Below are 13,721 nucleotides of genomic sequence, written 5' to 3' on the forward strand. Positions count from 1 at the left end.
CTCCATGCTCAGCACCACCATGCCCACCCGTTGGCTGGCCACCGGCCTGGCCACCGCCACCCTCGCCGTCGGCGGGGTCGCCACCTCCACCTCGGCCCAGGCCGCGGGCGGGGACGTCTGGGACCGCGTCGCCGCGTGCGAGTCCGGCGGCAACTGGAACATCAACACCGGCAACGGCTTCTCCGGCGGCCTGCAGTTCACCGCCAGCACCTGGCGTGCGTACGGCGGCACCGGCTCGGCCCAGAACGCCTCCAAGGCCGAGCAGATCGCGGTCGCCAAGCGCGTCCTCGCCGGCCAGGGCCCGGGCGCCTGGCCCGTGTGCTCCCGCAAGGCCGGCCTGACCCGCGGCAACGGCGGCGCCTCCGCCGGCACCGCGGACAGCCCGCGCTCCTCGCGCTCGACCGGGCGTCGCGCCGTCGAGCACACCCCGCGCGTCACCCGCTCCCACGAGGCCACCAAGGGTGCCACGAAGGTCCGCGCTGCCGAGGCCACCCGCCCGGCCGCTCCGGCCCGTCGGGCCACGGCCTCGGCCCTGGCGTTCCCGGGCCGCGGCGCCTTCGTGCTCGGTCACCGTGACCCGGCCGTCACCCTCCTGGGCAAGCAGCTCGTGAAGCGCGGCTTCGGCAGCCACTACAAGGTGGGGCCCGGCCCGGTCTTCACCGAGGCCGACCGCGCCGCCGTGGCGGACTTCCAGCGCGCGCTGGGCTGGACCGGCTCGGACGCGGACGGCTACCCCGGCCCGCGCACCTGGGCGCTGCTGTTCTCCGCACGCTGAGCCGGTGAGCCGAGGCACCCGGCGATGCCGGGGCCTGCGGCACACCGCAGCTCGGTGACGCGATGCGCCTCGTCGGGGGTCGGCCTGCGGGTCGACCCCCGACGACGTCCCGGCTCCGTCCGCGACGCGCTCTGGCATCCGCTCGTCGCCGGATGTGACCGAGGCCACAAAAACTACACAACGTAGCCGGACTTACCGGCTAGATGGGGACGAATGGCGAGTCGTGCGGGTGTGTCTGTCACAGCCTGCACCCGTCGCCCGGACGCGCCCGCGCCCGGACGTTTGTCTCGCCTCGATAACGGCCCCTAGTGTGGTCGCGCACTGCCGCGCCGACCCCCAAACGGCACGGAACCCCACCCGGACCGGTCGGCCCAGCCGTCCCGGTCCAGGTGGGGGACAACTACATAGACCAGGAACTTTCACATGCGCATGTCCCCACGCCGAGCGTCGTCCGGGGGCATCTCGCCGGTCACCGTGACCGGGCGCCAGGACGACGATGGAGGAACCACTTCGACCGCGCTCCGGCACGGTCTCGGGGTGAAGCCGCAACCGCGGCCGGGCACCTGACCGCCCGAACCCGACAGCTCACTTCACAGGCGTCGTCAGGAGAGGAAACTTCATGCGTTTCACCCCGAAGCACCGCGCGGTCTCCAAGCGGTCCCCCAAGAACATCGCGACCGTCGGTCTGACCGCGGCCGCCCTGACCGTCGGCGGCGCCGTCGCGTCCGCCCCCTCCGCCTCCGCGGCCACCAACTGGGACGCGATCGCCGCGTGCGAGTCCGGCGGCAACTGGTCCATCAACACCGGCAACGGCTTCTACGGCGGGCTGCAGTTCACCCGGTCCACGTGGCTGGCCTTCGGTGGCGGCGCCTACGCCCCCACCGCCAACCGCGCCTCCCGCGCCCAGCAGATCGCCATCGCCGAGAAGGTCATGGCCGTCCAGGGCCCCGGCGCCTGGCCCGTCTGCTCGCGCCGCGCCGGCGCGGCCGCCTCGCGCTCCAAGGCCCGCAAGGTCGTCAAGAAGTCCCACAAGCGGGTCGTCAAGAAGAAGCGCGTCGTCAAGAAGCGCCACCACCGCATCCACAAGAAGCGCTACATCCTCAAGAAGCGCTACACCCGCTCGGGCAAGCGCTACTACGTGCGCGTCTACGTCCGCCGCTGATCCCGGGCGCCCCGGCGCCTGACCCAGCAGCCCACCGAGGGCCGGACTCCCGCAGGGAGCCCGGCCCTCGCGCCATGTCCCTTCCCGCGGCCCACCTGCGGCGCCGCGGAGCCTCCGCGCCCTGTCCCCTCCCGTCGCGCCATGCCCCCACTCGCCCGGCCACGCCCCCCTCGTCGCGCCACTCGGGGCACGTGGCGCCATTCCCACGGCCTGTCGCGGCTACGGGTGGCATCTCGCGCGGCGCCGCCCGGCAGGCCGCGCGTTCGTGCCGGGCAGCGGGCGGCGGCTAGGATCAACGGCACGTATGACGGCGGCCCGCCCGCACGGCGCCCCGTCACCCGCTGGAGTGGCGCAATCGGTAGCGCACCTGTCTTGTAAACAGGTGGTTGAGGGTTCGAGTCCCTTCTCCAGCTCTGTGACCAGGGGAAATGCATCACAGCACCCTTCCTGAAAGCGGTGGATCACTCTTTTCGTCACTCTTTTCGTGACCGAGCGCGAGCCGCGGGTCGACGAGTTCGAGCGCCTCGACCACGCGCGGGTCGGCCATCCGGCGGCCGAGGTAGACGTCCTGAGTCATCGAGACGCGCGAGTGCCCGAGCTGGTCAGCGATGACGCGAGCAGACAGGCCGGACCCGTCGAGCACTGACGCCGTGGTCTTGCGCCACGAGTGCGACGTCATCCATTCGAGGCCCGCGTCCTTGCGTGCCTGCGCGAAGAAGCGCGAGACGTTGCGCGGGTCACGGAAGGCACCGTCGATCGTGCCGAACACCGGCTCGTCCGGAGCGACCCCGACCGCGGCTCGCTCCCGCAGCATGGCGACGCACCACAGCGGCAGCACGAGGGGGCGGTTGCCGGACTGCGTCTTGGTCGTCTTGCGCACGAGGCCGCGGCCCTTGACGCGGATCAGCGTCGAGGTGACGTGCACCGTGCCTGCAGCCAGGTCGACGTCGTGCCAGACGAGGGCCAGCGCCTCGCCGATGCGAACGCCCGTGGCGAGCATGAACGCCGAGAGCTGCGGCAGGTCGTGCCGGACCGCGGCCTCGTTGTTCGCGAGGGCCATGAACCAGCGGGTGCGCTCGTCATCGGTCAGCGCGCGCGGCGGGTTCTTCGGGCGTCCGCTGAGGCGCCGCACCTCTCGCGCCGGGTTCGCGGCGACGGCCCCTTCCCGAACGGCCCGGCCCATCGCTCCCGACACGATGGCGCGGGAGGTGCGCGCCGTGGCCGGCCCCACCGAGCCGTGCAGCCCGACCACGAACCGGTCGACCACGGGCACGGTGACCTGAGCCAGGCGCAGACCGCCGAGAGCAGGGGAGACGTGCTTGCGCCAGGTGTGTCGGTAGTGATCGAGGGTGGACGGCGACCGCTCGCCCATGGCGACGAGGTCGGCCAGGTCGTCGAGCCAGGCGGTGACCGCGGTGTCGAAGGTGTCCTGCGAGGTCAGGACGTTCTGACCCTGGGCGGCGGCCTCCGAGAGAGCGTCGTCGAGGGCCTGACGGGCAGCCTTGCGCGTCGTGGCCTTGCGCTGGATGACGCGTGAACGCCCGTCGAAGCCGCGGAACTTCGCGCGGCAGCGCCACACGGTGCCCGAGTCGGTGACTTCCTTCGTTGTGGTGATGTTGCCCCAGGTGCCGGGGTCGAGAGCACGACGGGGCATCGTCAGGCCGCCACGGTCTGCACGTCGAGCCACGCCATGATGTCGCTCTCGCGGTAGCGAAGGTGCCGGCCGACCTTGATCGGCGTCGGGCCGGCGCCCTTCCAGTTCCAGTCGTACAGCGTCTGGACAGGGATGCACAGGTACTCGGCGAGCTGCTTGGGGGTCCACAACGGGTCGAGTCGGTGGCACATGACGGCTTCCTTTCATCGGGTGGGGGAGTGCGTGCGGTGCTGGGCGCGCCATTGGTCGTACTCGCGGGCGCGTGCGGCTGCGGCGGTGGCGAGGGTGGCGTCTCCGGGGCGTGGCCAGCCGGTGCCGGCGTAGGTCCACGAACCGACCACGAGAGTGGTCTCGTCCTCGTCGTCGGCGAGTAGCCGGCGTTCGAGGTCGCGGGTGTCGAGGGGACGGCCTTCGCGCTGCGCCTGGGCGGTGAGGCGTTGGAATCTCTGGCGTGCCCGCCGCAGCCGGCCCAGGGTCACGCTGTAGCGGCGGGACTTGGTGGCGAAGTGGCCGCGGAATCCGAGCATGTGCGCCCACTTCCCGAGCAGCGCGTAGGTGTCGCGGTCGGTCTTGGGGTCGAGGGCGCCGGCGGTGGGTGTCTTCCCGAGTCGCCGGCGGCCGTCGCGGATGGCGGCGAGGAGGGCGAGGTGGCGGGCGTGCTCGGCGAGCCGGGCGAGGTGGGGTCGGTGGCCGTGGGTGCGGAGGTCGGTGGCGTCTTTGGTGGCGTACTTGGCGAGGTACCCGGCGACCTGTTCGGCGCTCAGCTCGTCCGAGGTGCGTAGGTGGCTCGGCCCGTTGGTCACCGTCTTGACGTCGAGCTGCTGCCCCCACGCGAGCGTCTTGGGGGTGTCCCAGGTGGCGGCCGGTGGTGCGGGGCAGGTCACGCCGGCGGCGGCGTCGCGGACGACTTCGGCGAGCACGTCGCCGGTGATGGGCGCGGGGCTACCGGGGCCGTCGGGTCCGTCGAGGCGGATGAGGGCGTGGAAGTGGACGGCGCCGCGTGCTTGGTACTCGGCGACCTTGGCGAACTGCAGCGACGCCACGTCCTTGAGCCGCGACGGGGCGATGCCGAGGGCGGCGGCGAGGCGGCGGCGTACGGCGATGGTGGTGCGCCGCCAGAGCTCGGGGGCGTGCCACTGCCACACGATCGCGGTGGTCCAGTCGTAGCAATCCGCGCAGAGCGGGGCACCCACCTTCGGGTCTTCGTCGTCGTGCACGGTGTTGCAGGCGAGGCGGACGCCGTGGGGGCAGGTCTCGACCCGGTCGCTGCTTCGGGGCCGGCACTTCCCGCCGCCGGGGCGGGTGCCGTGCACGTAGCCGAAGGAGGGGGCGGTGAAGGTCACGAACAGCAGGGGCGAGGCGGCGACGGTGGCGGGGATGGTCTTGCCGCCGGCGACGCCGGCGCGGATCAGTTCGAAGGTGTCCCGGGCATAGGTGCGGGAGCAGGCGGGGCAGATGTGGGCGCGGCGGTTCCCGCAGGGGATCAGCACCTCACCCAGCGGCGCCGACGTGGAGGAGTACGACGAGACGACTTCGCCGGTCGCGGCGTCGAGGATCTGGGAGGACCCGGTCAACCGGATGGGGCTGGTGCAGTTCCCGACCGAGGCGAGGGCGTCGGCGAAGGCGTCCGCCGTGCCGTCGAGAAGGCGGGAGAGGATGTCGGCGTGCTGGGTGGGGGTGAGGCTGGGCAGGTCCAGCGGTGCACCCTCCCCGAACCCCGGAAACGACGCCGGGTCGGCGCCTCCCAGGGTGCGGGTGGGTGCGCCACTGTGGCTGTCCAGAACGCTCACGCGGCACCGCCGGTCAGCAGCGCGAGAGACAGGGTGCCTTGCTCGGCGACGAGGCGGCCGTGGCGGGTGCGGACAGGTTGCCAGGCCGTACCCCGCGCGGGCACGTCAGGAGTGGTGGTGGCCCAGGAGGGCGCGAGTGCGTGGACGGTGTGGGCGTGGGGGTCGCGGTCGCGCCCGGCCCACCAACCACCCGTCACGTCCAGGTCGTCCACCGCCGCGACGCAGTCCAGAACGACCGGGCACGCCGCACAGGTGGCGCGCATGGACTCGGCGTCCCACGCGGACACGTCCGCCAGGTCACGAGTCCACGGGAGGTCGAGCCGGCCCGCGCACGCCGCCCGCGACGTCCAGTCGGCCGAGGTGGTGGTCATGCCGCGTCTCCCGTCGAGGGTGCGGGGTCGGTGGTGGTGAGGGGGATGACTTCGCCGACGAGGTCGGCCCCCAGGGCCGGCGCGTCCTGGGTCGCCAGGCCGGCGGCAACCCGGGCCCGGTAGGTGGCGTACGCCGTGTAGTGCATCCGCACCCGCCGCAGTCCCGTCCCGGGGGCTTCGGCCAGCGCCACGCCGGGGGCGAAGGAGCGGACGGTGTCGACCTGGGCGCGGTCGAGGCCGTCGTGGAGCATCCCGACCGCATCCGCGTTGTCGACGCGCAGGGTCACCCGGAGGCCGAGGTTGGCGCGGTCGTCGGTCTTCACCGCCTCGGCGCTCATCCGCTGCGCCAGGACCAGCACGAGCACACCGACCTTCGCGCCTTCCTTCACGAGCCGGCCCACGGCGGCTTCCAGAGCGGGGGCGAGCCGGTCGCCGGGCTTGGCGCCGCGTTGGCTGTCGAGGGCGCGGGCGGCGGCGAGCAGGCCGGGGTACTCCTCCAGGACCACCCACACGACCGGGACGGCCGGCGAGTGGCCGTCGAGCTTGTCCACGCGGGCTGCCCGCAGATCGCGGACCCGGTCGTCCATGAGCGCGACCAGGTCGGCGAGCACACGGCCGGCATGGTCGAGGTCTTCGGGCCGGGTGCCGGTCGCGATGTAGCCGGCGCCGCGCCCCGTGGTGAACGGGTCCAGCAGGATGCCGGACGGGTCCACGCCGGTCACGACCACGTCCGGGCGGTGCGCGAACGCACCCAGCAGCGTGTAGCAGGTGCTGGACTTGCCGGAGCGGGTGGCGCCCTGCATCGCGGCGTGCGGCGTCGAGTAGGGGTCGAGGGTGAAGTCTTCGCCGTGCTCGTCCACCCCCAGCACCACCGGCCCCGAAGACGCAAGCCGGGCGGGGTCGGTCGAGGTCCGCTCGCCGGTGAGGGGGTCGCGGCGCAGGACGTCGAGGACAACCCACCCGGGACGGGTCGCGGCGTGGGCGGTCACCGAGTGCGCGGTCAGCGTCGACGCGAGAGCCGGGCACGCCTTGGTCACGTCGGCGACGGTCTGCCCGGGCGCCATGCGCACCGTGAGTCGGTCGACGTGCCCCACACGACGATGCCGCGCCAGGCCCGGGGCGTGGACCTCGTTCCCGACCCGCTTGGTGAGGCCGGCGCCGTCGCACGCGGTCTGCCACCGCGGCCTATACACAGTCACCCGGAACCACTGACCAGTGATCATCGACCGCAGCCGGACCAGCCAGGCCGAACGGCGCCACCACACCAGCGCGAGGACGGCGAGGGGGACGACCAGGAGCAGGACGGCCGGGAGCCACGCGCGCTCGTGCCAGGCCCACGCATCCCCCAAAACCCATGCGAGGCCGAGGACGAGCAGGGGCGCCCGCCACGCCGTGACGGCCAGGCCGGTGACGATGTCCAGGCACCCCAGGACCAACAGCCCCGCGACACCCCAGGTCGGCTCCCGGTCCTCAGCTCGCGCGACCTCGACCCGGGTAGCCCCGAGCGGGCGAGTGGTCGTGGTGGTGGTGATCATGACGGCACCCCCTCACGCCGTCCGAGACTCCCGGTCATGGCTCACGCCGCCTTCGCGCTCTTGCCGGGCGCGACAAGCCCGGAGGCCTTGAACGACCACGCGATCCGCGGACGAGAACCGCTGGTGTCCACCCACGGCAGCGCCGTCAGGTCGGTGAACTCCACCGGCGTGAACGGGAACGGCGTCTCGTTCACCGGCGGCACCGGCTGATGCGGGGCAGCGACCTTCACCGTCACCGTCTTGGACGCCTTCGGAGCCTCAGGATCCGCGTCCAACACCTGCACCGCCCACAGGGGCAACCCCGAGTCCTTGCACAGCTGCTGCGGCTTCGAACCGTCAGCGCGCGACGGAGCGTTGAAGTCCAGCACCGCCGACACCTCCGCCACCAACCAACACCCGGCAGGGAACACGTCCTGATTCGACACGGGGAAACGCTTCTGAATAGCCATGGTTCAACTCCTTGGGATCGGCCCCGCTCCTCGGGGTGACACCAGGAGACCGCGTCAGCACAGGACGTCATCACCACACCGATGGATGTTTAGGGACGTCCTGAGTACTATCGAAACGTCCCTAAACGTGAGGTGGGTTCATGAGCACGAATGAGCGACTGCGCGGCGCGATCCTGTCGGCCGGGCACACCCCCGCGACGCTGGCCGACCAGGTGGGCGTCGACCCCAAGACCGTTGAGCGGTGGATCACCCAGGGCCGGGCACCGCACCGAACGCACCGCCTCAAGACAGCCCAGGTGCTCGGGCAGGACGACGTGTTTCTGTGGCCGTCGACCGCCAACACACGGCAGGCCATGAGCGCCGCCCAGGCCGAGCTGGTGACCATGTTCCCGAACCGAGGCGCCGTGCCGGCAGACCAGTGGCTGTCGCTGGCGACGAGCGCGCGCGAGTCCGTCGACCTCCTCGCGTTCGCCGCGAGCTTCTTGCACGACAGCATCCCCGGCTTCACCGACGTCCTGGCCGAGCGCGCCCGAGCCGGCGTGCGCGTCCGTCTCCTCTTCGGAGGCCCGACCTCACCAGCCGTCGCACTGCGCGGCGACGAGGAAGGCATCGGAGACCTACTCGGCAGCCGATGCGCCCTGACGTGGAAGTACCTGCAGCCACTTATGCGCGTGCCCGGCATCGAGGCCCGCCAGCACAACGCGACCCTCTACAACTCCCTGTTCCGGTTCGATGAGACAGTGCTGGTCAACACGCACGCCTACGGCGTCGCCGCCTCCCACTCGCCAGTCCTGCACATCCAACGCGTGCCCGGAGGCCGCCTGTTCTCCCACTACCTGTCCAGCTACGACAAGACCTGGGATGAGGCCCGCACCGTCGAGGCCTGACCTCTGGCTTCACCGGCCCCGCGCCCCCTACGGTAACGGGTATGACGCGCATCGACTACATCGACGACCCCAACGCACCCCAGGCCAACAGCGTCGTACCGTCCGTGGTCGCCATCGTGCAGGACGAGGCCGGGCGGGTGCTGCTCATCCACAAGACCGACAACGGCAAGTGGGCACTCCCCGGCGGCGGCCACGACATCGGCGAGACCATCACGGACACCGTCATCCGCGAGGTAAAGGAGGAGACCGGCTACGACGTCGAGGTAGTGACGTTGACCGGCACCTACACCAGTCCCGGGCACGTCATGGCCTACGACGACGGCGAGGTGCGCCAGCAGTTCTCCCTAGCCTTCCGCGCCCGCCTGACCGGAGGAGAAGCCGCGACCAGCAGCGAGAGCGACCGCGTCGAGTGGATCCACCCCGACGAGCTGCACGCCCTCGATATGCACCCGTCCATGCGGCAGCGGATCGAGGACGCGCTAACAGCAGACCGGCCAGTCCTGCGGTAGCCCGAGTCTCTCCTTCGCCCGACGCGAGGACGCCAGCAACGACGGCCGCGATGCCGTGACCGCCTCATGCACCGGGTGACCCTCGTCATACCGCGACAGAATCTCGGCGATCCGCCGCACGTCCAGAATCGGCTCACCCGTGGGCGAGGTCGCCAAGTCCACCATCGTCAGCGCGTCTAGGTCCGCCGCGTCAGGCTGCCCGAACTCGTCCTCAAGCTGCGCCAGCAGACCACGCTCGTTCGCCTCGAAACCAGCCCCTGTATGCCAGGCCACCAACCGAGTCACCTCCGCCGGCCACCCCTCATCCCGCAAGAACCGCGCCCCATCCAACGGATGAAACCCAGAATGGGCGATCGCCGGCCCATACCCGATGTCATGCAGCCACGCCGCCACCGCCACGACTTCCGGCAGATCGACCCGCTCGCACAACTCCTCGGCCCTCTGGCCCACGGCCTGCAGGTGCTCCCACCGGGGATGCAGTTCGGATGTGAGGGCGGCTGCAAGGGTGCGAGCGAAAGGCATCGAGATGGTCACGCTCCATACTCTCAGCACCATGGGGCGGAGGCATCCCCTGCGCGAGTGGCCACAGGCATGACTGGCGCCTCCCGGAGGCAATACTATGAGGCATAGTCAGACCTCCTCTTACCCACGGAAACAGGCAAGTCGCAAACGATGTCGACAATTAAGCGCTTAGCAGTCTGAAGCGCTCCCGCAGCAGTCCATCAACTGCGGCGACGGACCCGCCCTTCCCTTCCTCTATAAGTTCCAGTAAATCACAATCATCCAGCGGGATGATCCACCCGCGATCGTCCTTCGCCGTGTCACGGCAACTCTGTATTACCTGACTCTTCTCCTCGTAGTTCCGATAAACAAGCAAGCCTACCTTTCCGCGCGAAGGGGAGAACCTTCCTGAAATCTGATCATATTCCGGGTTTCCGACAGGGCGTGTGTAATTCTTGCATTCAACCACGATGTTCGCGGCAGGGTAGTGGTTTCCTAGCCATGCAAAAAAACCCTCTTTGGACGCGTTGGTGTACGAAATATCGATCCTCTTGCGCCCCTCGTGAATTTGCTCCTGCCGAATTGGGTTGACCAGGTGTGGGTGAAAGAGGGCGGTGAGTAGTGACTCCACGGCTCGTTCATAGAGATTGGCGTCTCTATTGCCAGGCTCTAGGGCGGTGACCTTTTCTGCCAGGACGTCTAGATCGGGAAGGTCGGTCTCGGTTGCACCAGCAATGACCTCGGCGGAAGCTGGTGCCTTGCTCAATCCTGCTCTCTTGATATGGCTCAGCAGGTCTGGGTGCTCCGTAGTCACCTGCACGCTCAGGGACTTCATTGCTCGCGGCCCGGATCCCAGGTACTTCTCCTCGACTGCCTTCTTTGTAACCCGCATCTTTCCACTCTTCAATACCTGAACCAGCGGAGATCTGCGCTGCAGTTCAACCTGCTGCAAATATGGGAGCACGTAGTGGCGGTAATACTTGCCGGGATCGCAGGCCAAAAGCTTACCCACAATGGCCTTCGGGACCAGCAGCAACGGTCCGCCATGACTTGGCACCGGGAGCTCCGTAAGGCTGGGTGTCCACTGGGCTCGCGCACAGTCCCACACCGGCCCCACCGTTAGTCCTGGCTGTAACTCAATGCCGTAGTAGCCAGCAGTCCGCTGCGTGTATTCAATCAGATGTTCGCGAATAATGTTCGTAACCAGGTCCGAAATTCTATCCTCCCGAATGTCGTCTATCAGGAGAGCAGTGTCTTCGAGGTCGGATATTAGACCAGTGCTAATTGCTCTACTTCCAGCCAGCGCATCATAAAGTTCCGATGCGAGATGGACCCCCATGCCACTTCCACTCGAAGTTCCCGAATAGCCAAGCCTTGTGGAATTATCCTCCCGGAGGTGGCTCAGTAGGCTGTTTGCGGCAAGAGTGTCACCGCTACAAATAGCGTCAAGGACGCGTTGGAAGAAATTTTGAATAGTTGAAGTGCAGGCGTTCGTCCATGGCGAATCCAGTCGCTCGATAGCGATCGGATCTATGAATAGAGGAGTGTCCCCCTTGATGCGAACATCAACGAAGTCGAGAGCGCCCTGCGATGAGTTAAGACCGTAGTACTCCGAAACACGTGGGTATGCCATTCTCCAATTCTAGGGGCGACGACTTCTGTTGTCGCACGCAGCAACGCTTCCGGCCCGGAGGGGAAGGGCGTTCTGACTGCCGCGCCTTAAGGATCCGCCCCTCGATGTCCGGAGCTGCCTCATGACAGACGGAACAGGCGATCGCATCGCCTCCTGCCTCGGCAGTGTGAGGTGGCAGGCGACTCTGCAAGGCCCTCGCCCAAATCTGCCACGACCCCGAGATGCCCCAGCCTGAGTTCGACGCGGTGCAGGGTCAATGGGATGGGTAGCGCTTCCTCAAGGTGGCTGACCGGCAAGTGCGGGCAGGCAGGGCACCGGTGCCACACTTTGAGGATATATCCCTCGAGGGGGCGTCGCCCGCCGCGCGTGTCCTGTCTCGACCCGGTGAGGAGTTTCTGTACTGGTTCAAGGCGTGCCTTCGGCGCGCGGGCCCGTCCGCCTGCGGCGGCCGGCGCTGCGCTGCGGCCTGGCGGCCGTTCTCGCGCTCGGCCGCCGCAGGCATCCTGGGCCCAGGCATGACGAAGGGGCGCCCCGAGCCAGTGCCCGAGACGCCCCATGCCAAGAACGACCGCCAGTGCGTGCAGCGCTCCTCAGCGCCGCCGTCGCCTCCTCCTGCCGGGCTCCACCGCCCGGACCCGCGACCCGACGCGATCCGCCACAGCCCGCGCCAACCTCACCAACACCAGCACGTGGCGGATCACGCCGGAACGAGACGCCATCGGCCTCGGTGCCGCGTCACCTCTTTCGTCACTCTTTTCATGCCGAAGCCACCGTGACTCGCCTGAGCGGATCGAGGGGGCGGTAGCGCGTCTGTGCAGTTCGGGTCCCGTTTCAGCGATGCGACCGAACTCCACCGAAGGACTCTGAACAGAGACAGGTGGTTGCGGGTTCGAGGCCCTCCGGCAGCTACGCGCCCTCAATCTGCTTCAGCGCCGGGCATCCGCTGACCGGTGAGTCACCAGACGCGGTAGTCCGCCCTCGCCAGGCGCAGCCCGTGCGGGCCGTCCGTGCACTCGACGTACGAGGTCGTGGACCGGCAGGTGGCCGTGCCCAGGACGCGGGACTGGCCGTACGGCAGCACCGCTCCGCGCGGAGCCGGGGTCGCGGGCGGGCAGGTGAGGGCGGCCGCCCGGGTGTGGGTCAGCTCGACGGTCCGACCCCAGGCATTCGCAGCCCGGCAGGCCGCAGGTGGCGCCGGCGCCCGGTAGTCGTGCTCGACGATGGTGCAGCGCACGCCCGACCCCGTGTCCCAGCAGGTGATGTTGCCCGAGGGCATGGTCAGAGCGGCGGGCGCCAATGCGGGCGGGTGCAGTGAGCTGCCGGCCAGCGTGCTCGCGTGCTGCCAGAGCCAGGCGCCGAGGGGGAGGACCATGACCGTGAGCACCAGGAGGAGGGCCAGGAGCAGGCACCCCCGTCCCAGCAGGCCGATGCCGAGACAGCCTCGGCAGCCCCGGACGGCGTGGGCCGGGGGAGCCGGTGGGACAGGCGCGTAGGTCCATGCGGGTTCCCAGGTCGGGACCGGATCCGGGTGGGACGCCGCAGGCGGGAAGGGCCATGCGGCCGACTCCTGGACGTGCGGGGCCAGGGGAGCGAATGGTTGGGTCGCCGGCTGCGCCGTCTCGACCGGGTGCGCCGGCTGCGCCTTCTCGACCGGCTGCACCGGCTGCGTCGGCTCGACCGGCTGCACCGGGAGGGGCCGCGTCCGGCTCGGACGTTCCTCTGCCACCGAGGCCCGGACGAAGGGGCGCGGCTTGAATCCTTCGGCCCGCAGCGCCTGCTCGTCAGGGCGCTTCTCGGCCGGCAGGTCGATGATGTCGAAGAAGGTGGCCACCGACTCCAGGTCCCAGTCCCGGCTGCGCCCGTTGCCGCCGAGCCCGTGGAAGTAGCCGCGCAGGGGCCCGACGTTCGCGCTGCGGTCGCCACCGACACCGGCGACATACGGACGATGGGCCACGACCGTGACCTGGTGCCGGTCGTCGGCGAAGCCGAGGAAACCCGGAGGGGGCAGGCGCAGGGTGGGGGCCGTCGAGCGTCCGGGCTGGGTCACGACGATGAGCGCGGGGACGAAGGCGGACGGGAGCGGCGTGGTCGGGTGGTCGCGGAGCATCCCGCCCAGCTGCTTGGCATATCCCTCCGCCTGGCCGATGGGGTTGACGTCCCCGTCCTTCAGACACAGGTCCATGGACGCCCCGCCCGCCGTCCAGTCCCCTTGCAGGGGAGCCTCGACGAGACCCCCGGTGTCGCCGAGAACTCCCTTGACCTCCACCACGACGCAGCCGTGCGGGGTGAGCACCAGCAGGTCGACGTGGGCGGGTTTGAGCGGTCCGACGAGCAGCACGCCCTGGATCGGCTTGGCCCCCGGGCGATCCTGCAGAGCCTGGGCGACGCGGCGCTCGGAGTCGACGGGGGGATCCGAGATCGGTATGACGACCATGCGGCCACCGTAGGGCGCCCC

13 protein-coding genes, 1 tRNA gene and 1 riboswitch are annotated in these 13,721 nt (G+C 69.7%); of the genes, 5 read left to right on the forward strand and 9 right to left on the reverse strand.

The window, feature by feature from the left end:
* Positions 1–4: 4 nt before the first annotated feature.
* The 3 genes from ACK2IS_RS03645 (at position 5) to ACK2IS_RS03655 (ending at position 2,350) form a co-directional block, all read left to right on the forward strand.
* On the forward strand, positions 5–775 hold the full coding sequence (locus ACK2IS_RS03645; protein ID WP_409484804.1) for a transglycosylase family protein: 771 nt from the start codon (positions 5–7) through the stop codon (positions 773–775).
* Positions 776–1,248: 473 nt separating this feature from the next.
* A riboswitch (cyclic di-AMP (ydaO/yuaA leader) is annotated at positions 1,249–1,391 on the forward strand.
* A gap of 3 nt (positions 1,392–1,394) precedes the next feature.
* The gene (locus tag ACK2IS_RS03650; protein WP_409484805.1) at positions 1,395–1,937 is read left to right on the forward strand and encodes a transglycosylase family protein; all 543 of its coding nucleotides are present in this window, start codon (positions 1,395–1,397) and stop codon (positions 1,935–1,937) included.
* A gap of 340 nt (positions 1,938–2,277) precedes the next feature.
* Positions 2,278–2,350: transfer RNA gene (locus ACK2IS_RS03655), tRNA-Thr, on the forward strand.
* 20 nt (positions 2,351–2,370) lie between these two features.
* Here ACK2IS_RS03655 and xerC read toward each other — a convergent pair.
* Genes xerC through ACK2IS_RS03685 form a run of 6 tightly spaced genes read right to left on the reverse strand, consistent with a single transcriptional unit; the run spans position 2,371 to position 7,736 of the window.
* Positions 2,371–3,591 carry a tyrosine recombinase XerC gene (gene xerC / locus ACK2IS_RS03660; RefSeq protein ID WP_407568255.1) on the reverse strand — a complete coding sequence of 407 codons (1,221 nt, stop codon included), beginning with the start codon at positions 3,589–3,591 and terminating at the stop codon, positions 2,371–2,373.
* Positions 3,592–3,593: 2 nt separating this feature from the next.
* Entirely contained in the window at positions 3,594–3,782 is a 189-nt protein-coding gene (locus ACK2IS_RS03665; protein WP_407568256.1) for a helix-turn-helix transcriptional regulator, read from the reverse strand.
* Between the two features lie 12 nt (positions 3,783–3,794).
* On the reverse strand, positions 3,795–5,381 hold the full coding sequence (locus ACK2IS_RS03670; protein ID WP_407568257.1) for a replication initiator: 1,587 nt from the start codon (positions 5,379–5,381) through the stop codon (positions 3,795–3,797).
* A complete protein-coding gene (locus ACK2IS_RS03675) occupies positions 5,378–5,752 on the reverse strand; it encodes a hypothetical protein (protein ID WP_407568258.1) in 375 nt (124 codons plus the stop codon). Before ACK2IS_RS03675 ends, ACK2IS_RS03670 begins: the two co-directional genes overlap by 4 nt.
* Positions 5,749–7,287 carry an FtsK/SpoIIIE domain-containing protein gene (locus ACK2IS_RS03680; RefSeq protein WP_407568259.1) on the reverse strand — a complete coding sequence of 513 codons (1,539 nt, stop codon included), beginning with the start codon at positions 7,285–7,287 and terminating at the stop codon, positions 5,749–5,751. Before ACK2IS_RS03680 ends, ACK2IS_RS03675 begins: the two co-directional genes overlap by 4 nt.
* Before the next feature lie 41 nt (positions 7,288–7,328).
* On the reverse strand, positions 7,329–7,736 hold the full coding sequence (locus ACK2IS_RS03685) for a plasmid replication, integration and excision activator (protein WP_407568260.1): 408 nt from the start codon (positions 7,734–7,736) through the stop codon (positions 7,329–7,331).
* A gap of 140 nt (positions 7,737–7,876) precedes the next feature.
* Between ACK2IS_RS03685 and ACK2IS_RS03690 the strand changes: the two genes are divergently transcribed.
* Positions 7,877–8,623, forward strand: a complete 747-nt coding sequence (locus ACK2IS_RS03690) for an XRE family transcriptional regulator (protein WP_407568261.1) — start codon at positions 7,877–7,879, stop codon at positions 8,621–8,623.
* A 41-nt stretch (positions 8,624–8,664) separates the two neighbouring features.
* Positions 8,665–9,132: an NUDIX hydrolase gene (locus ACK2IS_RS03695; RefSeq protein WP_407568262.1), complete on the forward strand. Its 468-nt coding sequence runs from the start codon at positions 8,665–8,667 to the stop codon at positions 9,130–9,132.
* On the opposite strand, the gene ACK2IS_RS03700 is transcribed toward ACK2IS_RS03695, so the two are convergent.
* The 3 genes from ACK2IS_RS03700 to ACK2IS_RS03710 all read right to left on the reverse strand — a co-directional run bounded on the left by ACK2IS_RS03700 (position 9,103) and on the right by ACK2IS_RS03710 (position 13,700).
* Complete coding sequence (locus tag ACK2IS_RS03700; protein WP_407568263.1) at positions 9,103–9,666, reverse strand: HD domain-containing protein; 564 nt, start codon at positions 9,664–9,666, stop codon at positions 9,103–9,105. The two genes, ACK2IS_RS03695 and ACK2IS_RS03700, sit on opposite strands and share 30 nt — an antisense overlap.
* A gap of 148 nt (positions 9,667–9,814) precedes the next feature.
* Positions 9,815–11,266 carry a hypothetical protein gene (locus tag ACK2IS_RS03705; protein ID WP_407568264.1) on the reverse strand — a complete coding sequence of 484 codons (1,452 nt, stop codon included), beginning with the start codon at positions 11,264–11,266 and terminating at the stop codon, positions 9,815–9,817.
* Positions 11,267–12,221: 955 nt separating this feature from the next.
* A complete protein-coding gene (locus ACK2IS_RS03710) occupies positions 12,222–13,700 on the reverse strand; it encodes an NERD domain-containing protein (protein WP_409484806.1) in 1,479 nt (492 codons plus the stop codon).
* Positions 13,701–13,721 lie beyond the last annotated feature (21 nt).

Source organism: Arsenicicoccus dermatophilus (assembly GCF_046267915.1).
In the GTDB taxonomy this organism is placed as follows: domain Bacteria; phylum Actinomycetota; class Actinomycetes; order Actinomycetales; family Dermatophilaceae; genus Arsenicicoccus; species Arsenicicoccus dermatophilus_A.

Bases quoted from the DNA above. Each gene is read 5' to 3' on its own strand.
- ACK2IS_RS03675 (WP_407568258.1), bottom strand. From the start codon at position 5,752: ATGACCACCACCTCGGCCGACTGGACGTCGCGGGCGGCGTGCGCGGGC.
- ACK2IS_RS03650 (WP_409484805.1), top strand. From the start codon at position 1,395: ATGCGTTTCACCCCGAAGCACCGCGCGGTCTCCAAGCGGTCCCCCAAG.
- ACK2IS_RS03645 (WP_409484804.1), top strand. From the start codon at position 5: ATGCTCAGCACCACCATGCCCACCCGTTGGCTGGCCACCGGCCTGGCC.
- ACK2IS_RS03690 (WP_407568261.1), top strand. From the start codon at position 7,877: ATGAGCACGAATGAGCGACTGCGCGGCGCGATCCTGTCGGCCGGGCAC.
- ACK2IS_RS03705 (WP_407568264.1), bottom strand. From the start codon at position 11,266: ATGGCATACCCACGTGTTTCGGAGTACTACGGTCTTAACTCATCGCAG.
- ACK2IS_RS03665 (WP_407568256.1), bottom strand. From the start codon at position 3,782: ATGTGCCACCGACTCGACCCGTTGTGGACCCCCAAGCAGCTCGCCGAG.
- xerC (WP_407568255.1), bottom strand. From the start codon at position 3,591: ATGCCCCGTCGTGCTCTCGACCCCGGCACCTGGGGCAACATCACCACA.
- ACK2IS_RS03680 (WP_407568259.1), bottom strand. From the start codon at position 7,287: ATGATCACCACCACCACGACCACTCGCCCGCTCGGGGCTACCCGGGTC.
- ACK2IS_RS03685 (WP_407568260.1), bottom strand. From the start codon at position 7,736: ATGGCTATTCAGAAGCGTTTCCCCGTGTCGAATCAGGACGTGTTCCCT.
- ACK2IS_RS03695 (WP_407568262.1), top strand. From the start codon at position 8,665: ATGACGCGCATCGACTACATCGACGACCCCAACGCACCCCAGGCCAAC.
- ACK2IS_RS03710 (WP_409484806.1), bottom strand. From the start codon at position 13,700: ATGGTCGTCATACCGATCTCGGATCCCCCCGTCGACTCCGAGCGCCGC.